We start from the raw sequence: 16,246 nt of genomic DNA, 5'->3' as shown, positions 1-16,246 counted from the left end.
GGGTCGTGGCCGCGACGGGGATCGAGGCCAGGCTAGCCCTCCGGGCAGCAGGCAGCAACCGTCGAGGTGCGGGCGTCGGCCCAGGTGGCGGCCGTGTGACGAGCGGGAAACGATGAGGTGATCCCTTGTTTACGGAGGGTTGTTAACATTTCATCCGGTCGACGGGCGACGAAGCCCCCGGACGGAGGGTCCCGACATGTCAGAACAGCAGGACTACATGGTTCCCGAGCCGGTCCGTCGCGCGGACTCGCGGTTCGCGCGACGGCTCGAGCGGCTCTCGTCCCGCGCGCAGGAGGTCGACCGCGCGCTCGCCGCCGTGAGCGAGGGCAAGGGCGGTCTCGTGTGGACCGCCGAGCACGGCATGGGCGCGAGCGCGACGCTCGAGCTCGTGTGCGAGGCCGTCGCGACGCACGAGTTCGCGCAGCCGACCGTCACGCTCCGCTGTCGCCCGCCCGCGGGCGTCCCCGCTCCCGGGTCGGCCGTCGTCTCCGTCGTGTCGCAGGTGTCGCAGCTCGCGGGCGGCGTGGTCCCCGAGCGGCTCACGCGGGTCCTCGAGCCGGTCGACCCGGGCTTCGGCTACCTCCCCGAGGTGGCGGCGGTCGCGCTCGCCGAGCTCCTCGTCGCGACGTTCGACGGCGCGACCGTCGTCCTCGTCGCCGACGACCTGCACCTCCAGGACGAGCTGAGCCGGTCGGTCCTCGCGAGCCTCGTGGCGCAGCGGCACGCGCCCGTCGTCCTGCTGGGGACGGCGCCCGCGGGCGCGCTCGACCCGTCCGCCGGCCCGTTCGAGCTGCGCGCCGTCCCGCCGCTCGCGCCGGCCGACGCGCTCCACCTCCTGCTCGTCGAGCGGCGGCTCGCCGTCGCCCCGCACGTCGCGGCGCGGCTCGCGCACCTCCTCGGCGGCAACGCCGCGGCCATCACGCAGACGGCGGCGCTCCTCACCCCCGAGCAGCTCTCGGGCGGGTCGATCCTGCCCGACCCGCTGCCCGCCGTCCCCGCCGTCCGGTCGCTCTTCGCCGGCCGGCTCGCCGCGCTCAGCGAGGCGGAGCGCCAGGCGCTGCTCGTCGCGGCGGTCGCCGTCGTCGACCGCACGGAGCTCGTGCTGTCCGCGACGGGGCTCGCGATGGAGCAGGTCCTCGACGGCCCGCTCGCGGAGCACCTCGTCCTCGCGGGCGGCCGCTTCGCGTTCGTCGACCCGCGCATGCGCTCGCTCGTCCACGCCGACGCGCGCCTCGCCGAGCGCACGGCGGCGCACGTCGCGCTCGCCGAGGCGCACCGGCGGGCGGGGGAGGAGGACGTCGCGGTGTGGCACTCGGCGCTCGCGACCCTCGTGGGCGACCCGGCGCTCGTCCCGGGCCTCCTGCGCATCGCGCGCCGGCACCTCGACCGCGGCGACGTCGTCTGGGCGCACGAGGTCGCGCGCGAGGCGGCGAGCCAGGCGGGTGCCGAGCACCGCGCCGAGGCGTTCGCGATCGCCGGGGTCGCGGCCCTGCGCTCGGGCCACGTGCAGGACGCCGCCGACTGGCTGCGCAAGGCCTCGCGGAGCGGGGACGACGCGCTGCGCGCGTGCACGCTCGGCCCGCTCGTCGCGGCGCTCACGCTCGCCGAGGGCCAGGTGCCCGACGACGTCCTGTCGCCCTACCTGCGCGGGGGCCGGCCGGACGGCCTCCCCCCGGACGCCGTCGCCGGAGTCGTGACGGGCGTGCTCACGGCGGCGCGGCTGCACGCCGAGCGGGGCGACGGCGTGAGCACCTCCCAGCTCCTCGACACCGCGACGTTCCTCGCGTCGTGGTGCGAGGACGACGCGACCCCGGCCCGTCTCGCGCTCGCCCGCTCCTGGGCCGCGGTGTTCGGGGTGGGGGAGCGCGGCGTCGTGCCCGACGTCGACCTGGGCCCGGACCACGAGGCCGCGCTCCAGGTGAGCCGGGCGCTCGGGCTCGCCGCCGACGACCGGCTGGACGACGCCGCGCAGACGCTCGCGAGCGTCGTCGCCTCCCTGGCCCCGGTGCGCGACGGCGGCCGGTGGTTCGACGGCCCGGACGCCGCCCTCACGCCGCTCGCCGAGGCGCACGTCCGGCTCGCGCAGGCGCTCGTGCACCTGTGGCGCGGCACCCTCACGCGCGCCGCGGACGAGCTCGCGGAGGCCGCGTTCCGGCTGCCGCTCGGCCTGCCGTTCGCGGGGATGGGCGTGGCCGCCGCGCGCCGCCTCGACATGATGACCCGGGGCGTCGTCGGGCCCGTCGCGACGGCGCTCGAGGAGACGTGCGCGAGCCCGACGTCGCGGCCCGTGCGCCTCGGCCTGCTCGTGGACCGCGCCATGGGCGCCGCGTTCGCCCACCACGTGACCCAGGCCGCGACGCTGCTCGAGCTCGCCGCGGAGCGCGAGCGTCCCGACAGCGCACGCATGCTGCCGCTGCCCGGGCTGGACGACGTCGAGGCGTGGGTCGTCGCCGGGCGGCACGACGCGGCGCAGCGCGCGCTCGCACGGCGCCGGGTCGACGCCAAGGAGCTCCCGCCGTCGCTGCGGTCGGCGACCCTTGTGCGGGCCGACGTCTCGCTCGCCGCGCCCGAGGACCTCACGGCGCCGCTCGAGCGGGCCACGCGCGTGAACCGCACGACCGCGTCGCCCTACGAGCACGCGCGGACGGACCTGTGCGCCGCGCGCGCCCTCGTGCGCGCGGGCGAGCTGCAGCGCGCCCACGGCCTGTTCCTGTCCGCGATCGAGCTGTTCGACGACGCGGGCGCGGACGCCTGGACGACGATCGCGCTCGACGAGCACGCCGAGGTGGTCCGCCTCCTCGGGGGCCCGGTGCCCGAGGACCTGACCGCGGCCGTGCCGGGGGTGCCCGGCGTCCTCGGCGGCGGGGCCGTCGTCCCGGGCGGCACGTGGCCCGCGGCCCCGCGGGCCGGGAGCATGCACGCCGCCCTCGGGGTCGCGCGCGCCGGCGTCGAGGCGCAGGCTGCGCTGCGGCCCGCCCCGCCGGACGCGTGCCGGCTCGCGGTGCGCGAGAGCGACGTGACGGACGAGGCGCTCGCGGAGCTGCGGGGACGGTGGGCGGACGAGCTCACGGAGCGCGAGCTCGACGTCGCGCTCCTCGTGGTCCAGGGGGCCTCGAACCGGGAGGCGGCGGACCAGCTCTACCTGTCGGTCCGCACCGTGGAGGTCCACCTCGGGCGCGTGTTCCGCAAGCTCGGGGTGCGCTCGCGCGTCGAGCTCACGGTCCTGGCGCACCGCGTGGGCCGCTGAGGCGGGGTCGATTCGGGGTCTCTCGTCGTCTTATGTCCCCTTTTGTCCTACGGGTCTTCCCCTACGCCGACCGCGCGGAGGAGCCGCGAACACTGCGGGAAGCGCGGATCACGCGCGGGTCCCCGCGTGGCTACGTTCGGGGTGACCTGAGGGCAGGGCGGCCCGGAGCACGGAGCCGCCGCAGCTCCCCGCACGAGCACGAGGCAGGACCCATGGACGTGTCCCTCTCCACCCGACCACCGCGCCCGGCCCGGCGGCGCGGCGCGCGCCTCGCGGCGCTCGCGACGGCGGCCGCCCTCGTCGGCGGCCTCCTCGCGGGCGTCGCGCCGGCGCAGGCGGCGCCGACCGCCACGGCGGCGGTCGGCAACCCCGGCGACAGCGACGTCAACGGCTACCGCAACGTCGGCTACTTCACCCAGTGGGGCGTGTACGGCCGCGCCTTCCCGCTGAAGACGGTGCAGGACTCCGGCGCCGCCGCCGACCTCACCCACATCAACTACTCGTTCGGCAACATCCACCACCAGAACCTCACGTGCTTCATCGCGAACAAGGCGCAGGGCACCGGGCCCAACGGCTCCGACGGCGCGGGCGACGCGTGGGCCGACTTCGGCATGGGCTACACGGCCGCGAACTCCGTCGGCGGCGTCGCCGACGCGTGGGACCAGCCGCTCGCGGGCTCGTTCAACCAGCTCAAGCAGCTCAAGGCGAAGAACCCGCAGCTGCGCGCCCTCATCTCGATCGGCGGCTGGACCTGGTCGAAGAACTTCTCCCGCGCGGCGGCGACGCAGGCGTCCCGCGAGAAGCTCGTGTCGTCGTGCATCGACCTCTACATCAAGGGCAACCTGCCCGTGATCGACGGCCGCGGCGGGCCGGGTGCGGCCGCCGGCGTGTTCGACGGCATCGACATCGACTGGGAGTGGCCGGGCTCGAACAACGGCGAGGTCGGCAACTCCGTCGACCCCGTGAACGACCGCGAGAACTTCCGGCTCCTGCTCGCCGAGTTTCGCAAGCAGCTCGACGCGTACGGCGCGCAGACCGGCAAGCACTACCTGCTCTCGGCGTTCCTGCCCGCCAACCCGGCCGACATCGCGGCCGGTGGCTGGAACGACCCGCGCATCTTCCAGTCGCTCGACTACGGCAACGTGCAGGGCTACGACCTCCACGGCGCCTGGGACCCGGCGCTGGCCGGCCACCAGGGCAACCTGTACGACGACCCGGCCGACCCGCGGGCCGCGAGCCGCCAGTTCAGCGCGGACAAGGCCGTCCAGGAGTACCTCCGCGCCGGCGTCGCCCCGAGCCAGCTCGGCCTCGGCCTCGCCATGTACGGCCGCGGCTGGAAGGGCGTCACGTCGTCGCAGCCGTGGTCGGCCGCGAACGGGGCGGCCCCCGGCACGTGGGAGGCGGGCAACGAGGACTACGACAAGCTCCGCACGCGGGGCCAGGACTACTACGACCCGACGACCGTCTCCGCCTGGCGGTACGACGGCGACCAGTGGTGGAGCTACGACAACGCCCGGTCGGTGGCGGCCAAGGCCGAGTACATCGACCGGCTGAACCTGGGAGGCGCCATGTGGTGGGACCTGTCCGGCAACCACGACGGCACGCTGCTCGGCGGCTTCACGGACAAGGTCCGCACGCTGCCGGCCGGTCCCGTCGACGGCACGAGCGGCCCGACGAACCCGCCCACCAACCCGCCCACCAACCCGCCGACGAACCCCCCGACCACCCCGCCGACGGACCCGACGGCCTGCGTGGCCGCGTGGTCGGCCGCGACGGTCTACACGGGCGGGGCGACGGCGTCGTTCGAGGGCAAGAACTACCGCGCGAAGTGGTGGACCCAGGGCGACCGGCCGAGCGCGGGCGGCCCCTGGGAGGCGACGGGCGCGTGCGGCGGGACCACCCCGACGACCCCGCCGACGACGCCGCCCACGAACCCCCCGACCACGCCGCCCACGACGCCGGGCACGTGCACCGCGCCGGCGTGGTCCGCGACGGTCGCCTACACCGGGGGTGCGACGGTCTCCTACCAGGGCCAGTCGTACCGCGCGAAGTGGTGGACGCAGAACAACGTCCCGGGTGCGGAGCAGTACGGCCCGTGGCAGGCCCTCGGCGCGTGCTGACGCCCTGCCGCCCCTCCTGACGGGGCATCACCGGGGCGGCCCGCGGGTACGGGGAATCCCGTACCCGCGGGCCGCCATCGTGTGGTTCTCCCGCATCTCGACCAGCCCTCGCGCTCGTTAGCGTGAAGGGGCCGACGAGGACCTCCGCAGCCCTCCCCAGTGGGTTGCGGGGCTCCTCCGACCGTGAAAGGCGGTCAGCGTGCCCGTGCGTCACCGAACGACCCGACCCCGCACCTCCCGTCCCCTCCCGCCCTCCGCCCTGCCCGTGGCCCTGACGGCCGTGCTCGGCGCCGCGCTCCTCGCGGGCTGCACGAGCGGCTCCGACGACGCCGGGGCGGCCGTCGACGGCGGGTCGGGACCCGCCCAGGCCGAGGACCACGGCTCGCACGGCGACCACGCCGACGCGGGCAAGGTGCCCGTCGGCCCCCTCCAGCTCCCCGGCGCCGACTACTGGTCGGTGCTCCAGCCGGCCGACGGCGTCACGCAGGTCCGGGCGGGCGGGTGCCCCGAGGACGCCGCGTGCCCCAGCTTCGAGGTGCTGACCGGTGCGGCGCTCGACGGCGTCGACCCCGCGACGGCGCTCCTGCCCGACGGCGCCACGTGCCCCGGGACGGACGCGCTCGCGGCCCGCGCGGTCGGCGACCCCGCCGAGTCGGACGTCGAGGTCGCCGGCACGCCCGCGACGCTCGCGCGCTGGACGCTCTCGTGCGTCGACGAGGCCGGGGCCGAGGTGCGGACCGTCGAGCAGCTCCAGTGGTACGTGCCCGACGCCCCCGGCGGTGCCGTGCTCGTCGTCGACCGCTGGGCGTTCGAGGGGCTCGAGTCGCGCCTCGCCGCGGGAGGCTGGGCGTCCGCCTGACGGACCCCGGCCCGCACCGACGACGGCCTCGCACCCGGGAGGGTGCGAGGCCGTCGTCGTGCACCCGGCCGTGCCGGCGGCCGGGTCAGCCCTTGCGCGTGCGGCGCGTCAGCAGCACGACCGCGGCGCCCACGGCGGCGAGCCCCGCGGCGACGGCGGCGTACAGGCCCACGGTCGCGCCCGTCGTCGCGAGCGACGAGGACGACGAGCCGGTCGCGACGGTGCGCGAGACCTGGGAGGCCGTCGTGGTCGTCGTGGGGTTCCCCTGTCCCGGCGGGTTCGTCGCGCAGTTCGGCGACGACGGCGGGTAGTCCACGCTGACGACCGTCTCGGGGTTGACCTGGAAGAGCACCTGGACGCTGGGGCGCACCCAGTCGAACTCGTCGCCCTCGACCCACTGCCCGTCGACGAGGCTCCAGCCGGGCCAGTCGGCGCCGCGGCCGTCCGCCCCGACGACGGCGCCGGGCCACAGGACGCGGCCCTGCAGGGGGAGACCGGACTGGACGACGTCCGCGCCGCCCGGGTTGAGCCACGTGATGGTCGCGGTGTCGTTGTCCGTGCCGGTGACGGCGATGGCGTACTCGAGGTACGGGACGTCCCCGTCGCAGACGGGGGACAGGGTGGTGAGCTCGATCGTCGGCTCCGGCACGTACGTGTCGTCCTCGGCGGCTCCCGCGACCGGTGCGGTGAGCAGCACCGCCGTCGCGGCTGTAGCGGTGACGGCCAGCGCGCGGCTCCCGGCGCGGCGTCCTCCCGACGTCTTCATGGTGATTCCTGTCCGTGGGCGGGAAAGGCTGTTCGTGGAGAGGGAGCCGTGCCCCGAGGTCCCTGATACGTGCAGGTGCCACACGTGCGCGAGGTGTTTCCGTCCTGCCAGGCTAGCGAGGCGGGCGCCCGAGTTGGACGCTTGTCCAGGGTGAAAAAAGGGCGGTGCGCGGAATCGTGACCGCGCCGTGACGCGACCCGCCGCGGCTCAGCCGCAGGGCGCGACGTCGACCGTGCGCAGGCCCGGCTGGGTGGTCGTGGGCGTGCTCCACACGTCGAGCGAGGTCGCGGCGGCGGTCCCTGCGTCCCGCGGCGTCGTCGTCGTGAACGACAGGGTCGTCGACTGCCCGGGCGCGAGGTCGAACATCGCGGAGAGCGCGCCGCGGCCCGCGACGTCGCCGGGCTGCGCCGGGAGCGGGGCGTCGTCGCGGCGCAGGCCCGACACCTGCCCGTCGCGCGGCGGGTAGAGCACGACGAACGTGCGCGTGACGCCCGGCTCGACGCCCGCCGTGCCGCCGGCGGTGACGTACCAGGGCAGGCTCGTCGCGGCGTCGGCCGGGGCGGACGACGCGAGGTCGACCTCGAACGTGTCCACGCGGCCCGCGGCCGTGCACGTGCTGCCCGCGAGCCGCACGTCGCTGCCGAGGTAGACGCCCATCTTGCCGCCGGTGCCGTCGTTGAGGAACACGCCGACCGAGCCCGCGGCCTGGTCGGCGGTGTCGATGTCGCCCGCCACGACCGTGCCCGCGAGACGCTCCTGCTCCGCCTCGTGCGCCGACCACAGCAGCACGCGGTGCTCGTCCGCGCCGCGCACGAGCGCGTCCCGCGCGACGGCCGGGTCGGCCCCGCCCGCGAGGAACTCCTCCAGGACCCGGGCCGCGACCGCCGCGAAGAACGTGTCCGTCTGCTCGCCGGGCTCGAGGCCGGCGTACGCGTCGGAGAGGAGGGTCTGCACGACGTTGCCCGCGTCGAGGTGGACCGCGCCGCCGTCGACGTCGACGGTCACCGGGCCCGTGGCCTCGAGCAGGTAGGAGAGCGCGACGGGGTCGGTCGCGACCACGCCGTCGACCTGCTCGCCCTGCGCGCGCTCCCACATCGTCGACGCGAGCGCCGCGGTCGTGGGGAAGTCCGGCGTCAGCGGGGTGTCCTGGAGGTAGCGGCCCACGCGGTCCGTGAAGAGCTCCTCGACCCCGGGGTCGAGGGGCAGCACCGGCTCGTCGAAGGACGGGAAGCCGACCGTCGAGGCCTGCTGCTCCAGCGTCACCCTGCCCTGGTCCGCCGAGATCACCGCGAGCGCGCCGGGGATCCCGCCGGCGGCGCGCAGCTCGGCGTTGTTCAGCGCGAGGACGAGGTAGCGGCGCGGGCCGTCGGCGCCGAGCATCGCGGGCGCGAGCGCCGTGAGCCGGTCGGCGGTGCGGACCACCGGGCGCAGGTCGTCGGTGCGCGCGACGAGCGCGGCGTAGGGGCCGGCGACCTCCGCGTGCAGCGCGTCGCGGTCGACGGTGGCGAGGCGCGCGTCGATCGCGTCGAACGCGTCGGCGGCGCGCGCCACGGTCGGCGCCGCGGCGACGAGCGGTGCGAGGTCGACGCCGTCGCCCGTGAGCGCGAGCCCGTCGCCCTCGACGCTGCCGAGGGTCTGCGTGAGGGACGGCAGCACGACGGCCGCGAGGTCGTCGGCCGTCGCGGCGGCCACGGAGAAGGCCCGCACGTCCTGCCCGTAGACCGGCAGGTGCGCGGCCAGGGACCACAGGGGGCCGTCGGTGTGCGCCCGTGCGGACGCGGTGAGGGGCTGGACCCGCTCGAGCGCGGCGTCGGCGGCCGCGACGTCGCCGTCCCGGAGCGCCTCCTCGGCGGCGGGGACCTCGTCCAGCGCGCGCGTCAGGGCGTCCCGCGCGGCGAGCGCGTCCCGGGCGAGGAGCCCGGCGCACACGACGAGCGCGACCGCGAGCAGGATGAGAACCCAGCCCAGCCAGGCCGCCCGGCTCCGCCGACGGCGGGGGTGGCGCGGCGGGGCGGCCCGCTCCGTCGTCGTCATGCCTCTCAGCGTAGGGGCCGGGGATGGCAGGATCGGGGCCGTCGCGGGTGAGGTTCGGGTGAACCGCGGGGCGTGCAAGGAACGCGCGTCCCGGGACACAGAGCGGTTGACAGCCCGCCCCGCCGACGAGGAGCCGCCGTGACGACCGACGAGGGCAGTGACGAGACCACCGAGGCCGCCGTCCACGACGAGGCCTGGTTCGCCGCGCTCTTCGCCGCGCACGCGACACCGCTGTACCGCTACTTCCGCCGGCGCCTGCCGAGCGCCGTCGGGGGCGTCGCCCCCGACGCCGACGACCTGACGGCCGAGGTCCTCGCGACCGCGTGGCGGCGTCGCGACGACGTGCCCGACGGCGCCGAGCTGCCCTGGCTGTACCGCACGGCGGGGTTCCTCCTCGCCAACCACCGCCGCAAGGCACGGGCCCTGCCCGTGGCCGAGGTGCCCGAGCGCCCGGACGACGGCGCCGACGTCGAGCACGTCGTCGTGCAGGACGACGAGGTGCGCCGCGCGCTCTCCGCGCTGTCCGACCGCGACCGGCGCATCCTGCTCCTGCACGCGTGGGAGGGGCTCGGCGGGGCGGACCTGGCCGCCGTCCTCGGCACGTCGCGCGGGGGCGCGGACGCTGCGCTGTCGCGGGCCCGCGCGCGCCTGCGCACGGCGTGGGCGGAGCAGTCGGCGCTCGCGCAAGAGACCGGCGCCTGAGGACACATCACGGGTAGACCCGACCGGCCGCACCTGCGCGGTACGGCCCCTGCGGCACCTGGAGGGCGACATGACCACCCGAACCCCCGAGCAGCCCGACGAAGCGGACCTGGAGCGCCTGCGCGCGGCCGACCCGGCCGCGGACGCGACCCCGGACGCCACGGCCCTGGAGGCCGCGGTGCGCGACCGCGTCCCCGAGGCGTTCGCCCGCCCCGCGACGACCGGCCCGGGCGCCGCTCCCGCGGAGCTCCCGGCCGCGGCCGGCCTCGCCGGGGCGGACGGCCCGACGGCCGCGCTCGTCGACGAGCTCGCCGAGCGCCGCGCGCGCCGGCTGCGCCGTCGGGCGCCGCTCCAGGTGGCGGCGGCCGTGGTGGGCGCGCTCGTCATCGGGACGGGCGGCTACGCGCTCGGCGCCGGCGAGTGGGGGACCGCGGCGGGCGACTCCGCCGCGGAGAGCACGGCGCTCGCGCCGATCCGGCTCAGCAGCGCGGACGCGCCCGCGTCGGCCGACGCGCCGGCGGGGGCGGACGCCTTCGCGGGCGGTGCCGCCACCGAGGAGGGCCTCGCCGCGAGCTCCCGCGCGACCGCCGACATGGCCTATCCCGGGGGCTGGGGCGGGCGCACCGTCTTCCACGCCGAGGGGCTGTCGTCGGACGGTGCGCGCGCGGACGCGTGGGCCTACGACGCGGCGGGCGTGTTCTCGCAGGAGACGGCGCGCCGCGTCGCCGACGTCCTCGGGGTCACGGGCGAGGTGCGCGAGGAGTACGGGTCGTACGCGGTCGGCTCGGCCGACTGGACGGGGCCCACGGTCTCGCTCCAGCCGGACGGCCTCGCGAGCGTGAGCTTCAACGACCCGGCCAAGGACCCGTGGGGCTGCGTCGTCGTGACGCCGATGCCCGCCGAGGAGGGTGACGCGGTCAGTCCGTCCGCCGAGCCGGGCACGTGCGAGGAGGCCGACCACGGCGCCCCGCCGAGCGGCGCCGAGGCCGGCGACCGGCTGCGCGAGGTCCTGGGGTCCCTCGGCCTCGACGCCGACGGCTACGAGATCGCCGCGGAGGAGCAGCCCGTGGACCAGGGCGTCCCGCGCGCGACGACGGTGACGGCGGCCGAGGTGGTCGACGGGCAGCGCACCGGGACGCAGTGGAGCGCGACGTACTCGGGTGCGGGGCTCGCGTCGCTGTACGGGAGCCTCGCGCCGCGCGTCGCGATCGGCGCGTACGACGTCGTCAGCCCGGCCGAGGCGGTCGAGCGGCTCGGCGACCCGCGGTTCGGCGGGGGCGGGATGATCGCGTGGGCCCGCGAGGACGTGCAGTCCCTCCCGGAGGCCGCGTCCGAGCCCGAGGCCCCGACGGTCCCGCCCACCGTGGGGGAGGGGGCGCGGTTCGCCTGGCCCGTCACGGACGTGACGATCACCGACGCGCGCCTGGGCCTGGCGGTGCAGTACCAGCCGGACGGCGCGGCCGTGCTGCTGCCCGCGTACGAGCTGTCCGACGCGGACGGGAACGTCTGGTCGGTCGTGGCCGTGGTGGACGACCAGCTCGACTTCGCGCCCGCTGCCGGGTGACGGAGCACGACCCGGCGGTCGGTATCGTGATACCGACCGCCAGGTCGGCTTCGCCTGCGCGCTTTTGCACGTTGCAAGCATCCGAGGTCGCGAAAGTGGCCACGCTTTTGATTGACCACCGACAAAAGTGTGGTTAGGGTCGCAGCAGACCGAGCGCCACCGGGTCGGAGAGCGAGCAGAGCGACCCTCTCCCGGGGTGTGCGGTCCGACGGTGGCAGGGAGGCCATCGTCGTCGTGATCGGCGGCGCCGCGGCGTCCGCCGTCGGAACGGGAGCAACGATGCACCACTTCGCCCCTGACGGATCGTCGGACCGCCCCGCCCCGGACGCGCGCACCGGGCTGTGGCTCGTCGGCGCCCGCGGCTCGGTCGCCACCACCGCCGCCCTCGGCCTCGCGGTGATCGCCGACGGGCGCGCGGAGCCGACCGGGTGCGTCACCGCGGGCGAGCCCTTCGCCTCCGCCCCGCTGCCTGCGTTCGGCGACCTCGTCGTGGGCGGCCACGACATCTCCGACGTGTCGATGGTCAAGCGCGCCGAGCTGCTCGTCGAGGCCGGGATGATCGCGCCGCGCCTGCTCACCGCCGCGCACGCCGCGCTCGAGCGGGCCGACGCCGAGGTGCGTCCCGGCTACTCGGCCCACCCCGCCGAGGGCGCCGCGCGCGAGTCCCAGCAGGCCGCCGCGGAGCGCCTCGCCGCGGACATCGTGGACTTTCGCGAGCGCCACGGCCTCGCGCGCGTCGTCGTCGTCGACCTCGTGTCGACCGAGCCGCTGCCCGAGCCCGCGCCCGAGCTCTCCGACCGCGACCTGCTGCGCGCGGCGCTCGCGGACCCGGAGCGCGCGGTGCTGCCGCCGAGCTCGGTCACCGCGTACGCCGCGCTGCTCGCGGGCGCCCCGTTCGCCGAGTTCACGCCGTCGGCGAGCATGCACCTGCCGGTGCTGCTCGAGCTCGCGGAGGAGCGCGGCGTGCCCGTCGCGGGCCAGGACGGCAAGACCGGCCAGACGTGGCTGCGCACGATCCTCGCCCCCGCGTTCGGGGCCCGCGGGCTGCGCGTCCTGTCGTGGGCGGGGGCCAACCTGCTCGGCGGCGGGGACGGCGCCACGCTCGCCGACCCGCAGGCGGTGCAGAGCAAGCTCGTGTCCAAGTCGCGCGGGCTCCAGGACCTTACGGGCAGCGACGTCACGCCGCTGCACATCGACAACGTGCCCGACCTCGGGGACATCAAGGTCGCGTGGGACCACGTGCACGTCGAGGGCTTCCTCGGCTCGCGGCTCACGCTGCAGACCACGTGGTCGGCGTACGACTCGATGCTCGCTGCGCCGCTCGTGCTCGACCTGGCGCGCCTGCTCGCGCTCGCGGACGCGGCCGGGTACGCGGGCCCCGTCCCGGAGCTCGGGTTCTTCTTCAAGGACCCCTGGGGCAGCGGCATGCACGACTTCGCCGCGCAGACCGTCGCGCTGTCCGACTGGGTCCGCGAGGCGACCGCCCGGGTGGGCGGCGACGCGACCGCCGCGGCCGACCGGTCGTGACGGGCTCCCTCCACGACCACCTGGACCTCGTCCGCGCCCCCGCGGTCCTCTCGGTGGTCGGTGACACGCTCGCGGGCGCGGCGGCGGCCGGGCACGCGCTCACGCCGCGCCGCGCGCTCCTGCCCCTCGCCTCGGCGTGCCTGTACGCGGGCGGCATGGCGCTCAACGACTACGCGGACCGGCACCTCGACGCGGTTGAGCGGCCCGAGCGGCCGATCCCGTCGGGCCGTGTGACGGAGCGCCGCGCCCTCCAGGTCGCCGTCGGCCTCACGGCCGCGGGCGTCGGTCTCGCCGCCGCGGGCGGGGGAGCGCGCGCGCTCGCCGTCGCCGTCCCGCTCGCCGCGAGCGTGTGGACGTACGACACGGTCGCCAAGGAGCGCGCGGCCGGTCCGCTCGTCATGGCCGCGTGCCGCGGGCTCGACGTGCTGCTCGGGGCCGGTGTCGGGCACCTGCGCGCCGCGCTGCCGACCGCCGCGGGGATGGCCGTGCACACCGCGGGCGTCACGTACCTGTCGCGCGGCGAGGTGCACGGCACGACGTCGTCCCTCGCCGCGGGCGTGGCCGCCGCCACCGCGGTGGGCGGGGCGGTCGTCGGCGCCGGCGCGGTGCGCCGCGCACGGCCGGCCGACGGCGGCGCGAGCGGCCGGGCGCGCGTCGCGACGGCGGTCGCCGGGGTCGTGGCCGCGGGCGCCTACCTCGCGACGTGCCTGCCCCGGCAGGTCGACGCCGCGATCACGCCGTCCGCGCAGAACGCGTTCGCCGCGACCAAGGCCGGGATCCGCGCGATGCTGCCGCTGCAGGCGGCGTGGTCCGCGCGCGGGGGGAGCCTGGCGTCGGTGGGGGTGCTCGCGGGCGTCGAGGTCGCGGGCCGGCTGCTGCGCCGCGCGGGGCGGGCCCCGGGCCGTGCCGAGATGAGCGAGACGTGAGCGCGCCCGGCACCGCCGGGGGCGCGATGCCCTTCACGCTCGGGTACGGCACCAACGGCTTCACCGACCACCCGCTCGACGTCGCGCTCGACGTCCTCGCCCACGAGGGGTACGGCGCCGTCGCGCTCACGCTCGGCTTCCCGCACCTCGACCCTTTCGCGGACGGCTGGGAGGACGAGGCCGCGGCGCTGCGCGCACGGCTCGCCGCGGCGCGCGACGGTGCGGGGATGCGCGCCGTCGTCGAGACGGGCACGCGCTTCCTCCTGGACCCGTTCCGCAAGCACCGCCCCACGCTCGTGGACGTCGAGGCCGACGCGCGGCTGCGGTTCCTGCGCCGCGCGGTGGAGATCGCCGCCGTCCTGGACGCGGAGTGCGTGTCCTTCTTCTCGGGGGTCCTGCCCGACGACGTGACCCCCGCCGAGGGCTGGACGCTCCTGCGCGAGCGCCTGCCCGCGCTCGTCGACCACGCGCGCGACCACGGCGTGCGGCTCTCGCTCGAGCCCGAGCCCGGGATGCTCGTGGAGACGGTGGGCGACGCGCTGCGGCTGCGCGACGAGCTGGGCGGCGACGGCGGCGACCTCGCGGACCTCGGGGTCACGGTCGACGTCGGGCACTGCCTCGTCGTCGAGCCCGACGGCGTGGTGGGCGCGCTGCGCGCGGCCGCTCCCTATCTCGCGAACGTGCAGCTCGACGACATGCCGCGCACCCACCACGAGCACCGCCCGTTCGGCGAGGGCGAGATCGACCTCCCGCTCGTGCTCGGCACGCTCGCCGACGTCGGGTACGCGGGCGTCGCGGCGGTCGAGCTGCCCCGCCACTCGTACGACGCCCCCGGCCTCGCGCACCGCAGCATGACAGCGCTGCACCGCGCGTGGGACGACCGCCCCCACCACCCCCAGGAGGTGCCATGACCGAGACCACCCGCCCCGACGCCCGCACGGCGGACGGGACCGCCCCGGGCGAGCGCTGGCTCGCCGAGGCGCGCGCCGCCGTCGTGCAGGACCCCGCGGCCGCGACGCGCGCGTTCGCGCTCGCGGGCCGCCAGGTCGGCCGCGCGCCCGTCCGCCCGGACACCGACCCCGCGGGGGTCGTGCACGGGACGGTCGACGACGCCGCCCGCGCCGACCTCGTGGTCGCGCTCGCCGAGGGGGCGGGTCGTGGCGGGGCCGACGGCGAGGCCGCCCTCGCGGCGCGGCTCGCGGACCTCTACCAGCACGGCGACACCGCCGAGCGGCGGGGCGTCCTGCGCGGTCTCGACGCCCTCACGGAGCGCGGTGCGCTCGCGGAGGACGCCGCGCCGTCGGTCGTCGCGGTGGGCCGGGACCTCGCCGCGGACGCGCTCCGCACGAACGACCAGAGCCTCGTCGCGGCGGCCGTCGGGCCGTTCGCGGCCGCGCACCTCGACCCGCACGCGTGGCGCCACGCCGTGCTCAAGCTCGTGTTCATGGGCGTGAGCCTCGACGCCGTCGCCGGTCTCGACGACCGCGCGGACGACGAGCTCGCCCGCATGGCCCGCGACTTCGCCGCCGAGCGTCGCGCCGCGGGCCGCGTCGTGCCCGACGACGTCGCCCGCCTCGCCCCTGACGTCACCACCGGGAGGACCGCCTGATGCGCATCTTCGACCCCCACATCCACATGACCAGCCGCACGACCGACGACTACGAGGCCCTGTACGCCGCGGGCGTGCGCGCGCTCGTCGAGCCGGCGTTCTGGCTGGGCCAGCCGCGCACGAACGTGGGGTCGTTCCTCGACTACTTCGACGCGCTCCTGGGCTGGGAGCGGTTCCGGGCCGCGCAGTTCGGCATCCGCCACCACGCGACGATCGCCCTCAACCCCAAGGAGGCGAACGACGCGCGGTGCCGCGAGGTGCTCGACGAGATCCCGCGCTACCTGCTCAAGGACGGCGTCGTCGCCGTCGGCGAGGTCGGGTACGACTCGATGACGCCCGAGGAGGACGAGGTCTTCTCGCGCCAGCTCCAGATGGCCCGCGACGCGGCGCTGCCCGTGCTCGTGCACACGCCGCACCGCGACAAGCTGTCGGGGACGCGCCGCACGCTGGACGTCGTGCGCGAGTCGGGGATCGCGCCCGAGCACGTGCTCGTGGACCACCTCAACGAGACCAACGTCGCGCTCGTGCTCGACGCGGGCGCGTGGGCCGGGTTCTCGATCTACCCGGACACGAAGATGGACGAGGACCGCATGGTCGCGATCCTCCAGGAGCACAGCACCGAGCGGATGATCGTGAACTCCGCCGCCGACTGGGGCCGCTCCGACCCGCTGAAGACGCTCAAGACGGGGCAGGCGATGCTCGCCGCGGGCTTCACCGAGGACGACGTCGACCGGGTGCTGTGGCGCAACCCGGTCGAGTTCTACGGGCAGTCGGGCAACCTCGTGCTGGACCCGGTCCCCGGGTTCGTCGAGGGCGACCTCCCCACCCCGGGCGTGGAGTTCGAGGGCTCCTCCGTGCTGCGCGGCGCGCGAGCGTAGCGCGGGAGGGCACG

General features: G+C 76.7%; 12 protein-coding genes. 10 read left to right on the top strand and 2 right to left on the bottom strand.

Annotation, left to right across the window (positions count from 1 at the left end; genetic code table 11):
• Nucleotides 1-196: 196 nt before the first annotated feature.
• The 3 genes from B9L22_RS06395 (at nt 197) to B9L22_RS06385 (ending at nt 6,226) form a co-directional block, all read left to right on the top strand.
• The gene (locus B9L22_RS06395; RefSeq protein WP_143317128.1) at nt 197-3,247 is read left to right on the top strand and encodes a LuxR C-terminal-related transcriptional regulator; all 3,051 of its coding nucleotides are present in this window, start codon (nt 197-199) and stop codon (nt 3,245-3,247) included.
• Nucleotides 3,248-3,459: 212 nt separating this feature from the next.
• Nucleotides 3,460-5,367 (top strand): glycosyl hydrolase family 18 protein, encoded by a 1,908-nt coding sequence (locus tag B9L22_RS06390; protein WP_143317223.1) that lies wholly within the window; start codon nt 3,460-3,462, stop codon nt 5,365-5,367.
• A 265-nt stretch (nt 5,368-5,632) separates the two neighbouring features.
• Entirely contained in the window at nt 5,633-6,226 is a 594-nt protein-coding gene (locus B9L22_RS06385; protein WP_086149738.1) for a hypothetical protein, read from the top strand.
• 85 nt (nt 6,227-6,311) lie between these two features.
• On the opposite strand, the gene B9L22_RS06380 is transcribed toward B9L22_RS06385, so the two are convergent.
• Nucleotides 6,312-6,992: a hypothetical protein gene (locus B9L22_RS06380; RefSeq protein WP_086149737.1), complete on the bottom strand. Its 681-nt coding sequence runs from the start codon at nt 6,990-6,992 to the stop codon at nt 6,312-6,314.
• Nucleotides 6,993-7,199: 207 nt separating this feature from the next.
• The gene (locus B9L22_RS06375) at nt 7,200-9,026 is read right to left on the bottom strand and encodes a DUF4012 domain-containing protein (protein WP_086149736.1); all 1,827 of its coding nucleotides are present in this window, start codon (nt 9,024-9,026) and stop codon (nt 7,200-7,202) included.
• 138 nt (nt 9,027-9,164) lie between these two features.
• Here B9L22_RS06375 and B9L22_RS06370 point away from each other — a divergent pair, with 138 nt between their 5' ends.
• From B9L22_RS06370 to B9L22_RS06345, 7 genes are all read left to right on the top strand, one after another.
• The gene (locus tag B9L22_RS06370; protein WP_051028536.1) at nt 9,165-9,728 is read left to right on the top strand and encodes an RNA polymerase sigma factor; all 564 of its coding nucleotides are present in this window, start codon (nt 9,165-9,167) and stop codon (nt 9,726-9,728) included.
• A gap of 70 nt (nt 9,729-9,798) precedes the next feature.
• The gene (locus B9L22_RS06365) at nt 9,799-11,292 is read left to right on the top strand and encodes a hypothetical protein (protein ID WP_086149735.1); all 1,494 of its coding nucleotides are present in this window, start codon (nt 9,799-9,801) and stop codon (nt 11,290-11,292) included.
• A gap of 279 nt (nt 11,293-11,571) precedes the next feature.
• On the top strand, nt 11,572-12,819 hold the full coding sequence (locus B9L22_RS06360; protein WP_086150176.1) for an inositol-3-phosphate synthase: 1,248 nt from the start codon (nt 11,572-11,574) through the stop codon (nt 12,817-12,819).
• Complete coding sequence (locus B9L22_RS06355) at nt 12,816-13,745, top strand: SCO3242 family prenyltransferase (RefSeq protein WP_086149734.1); 930 nt, start codon at nt 12,816-12,818, stop codon at nt 13,743-13,745. The genes B9L22_RS06360 and B9L22_RS06355 overlap by 4 nt, the downstream gene beginning before the upstream one ends.
• Nucleotides 13,742-14,656 carry a sugar phosphate isomerase/epimerase gene (locus B9L22_RS20185; protein WP_198947241.1) on the top strand — a complete coding sequence of 305 codons (915 nt, stop codon included), beginning with the start codon at nt 13,742-13,744 and terminating at the stop codon, nt 14,654-14,656. The genes B9L22_RS06355 and B9L22_RS20185 overlap by 4 nt, the downstream gene beginning before the upstream one ends.
• Nucleotides 14,653-15,354 carry an EboA domain-containing protein gene (locus B9L22_RS20180; RefSeq protein WP_198947240.1) on the top strand — a complete coding sequence of 234 codons (702 nt, stop codon included), beginning with the start codon at nt 14,653-14,655 and terminating at the stop codon, nt 15,352-15,354. The genes B9L22_RS20185 and B9L22_RS20180 overlap by 4 nt, the downstream gene beginning before the upstream one ends.
• Nucleotides 15,354-16,232 carry a TatD family hydrolase gene (locus tag B9L22_RS06345; RefSeq protein ID WP_086149733.1) on the top strand — a complete coding sequence of 293 codons (879 nt, stop codon included), beginning with the start codon at nt 15,354-15,356 and terminating at the stop codon, nt 16,230-16,232. Before B9L22_RS20180 ends, B9L22_RS06345 begins: the two co-directional genes overlap by 1 nt.
• Nucleotides 16,233-16,246 lie beyond the last annotated feature (14 nt).

It is taken from the genome of Cellulosimicrobium sp. KWT-B (genome assembly GCF_002127155.1).
GTDB lineage: Bacteria > Actinomycetota > Actinomycetes > Actinomycetales > Cellulomonadaceae > Cellulosimicrobium > Cellulosimicrobium funkei.
This window is presented reverse-complemented; position numbering and strand designations above follow the sequence as displayed.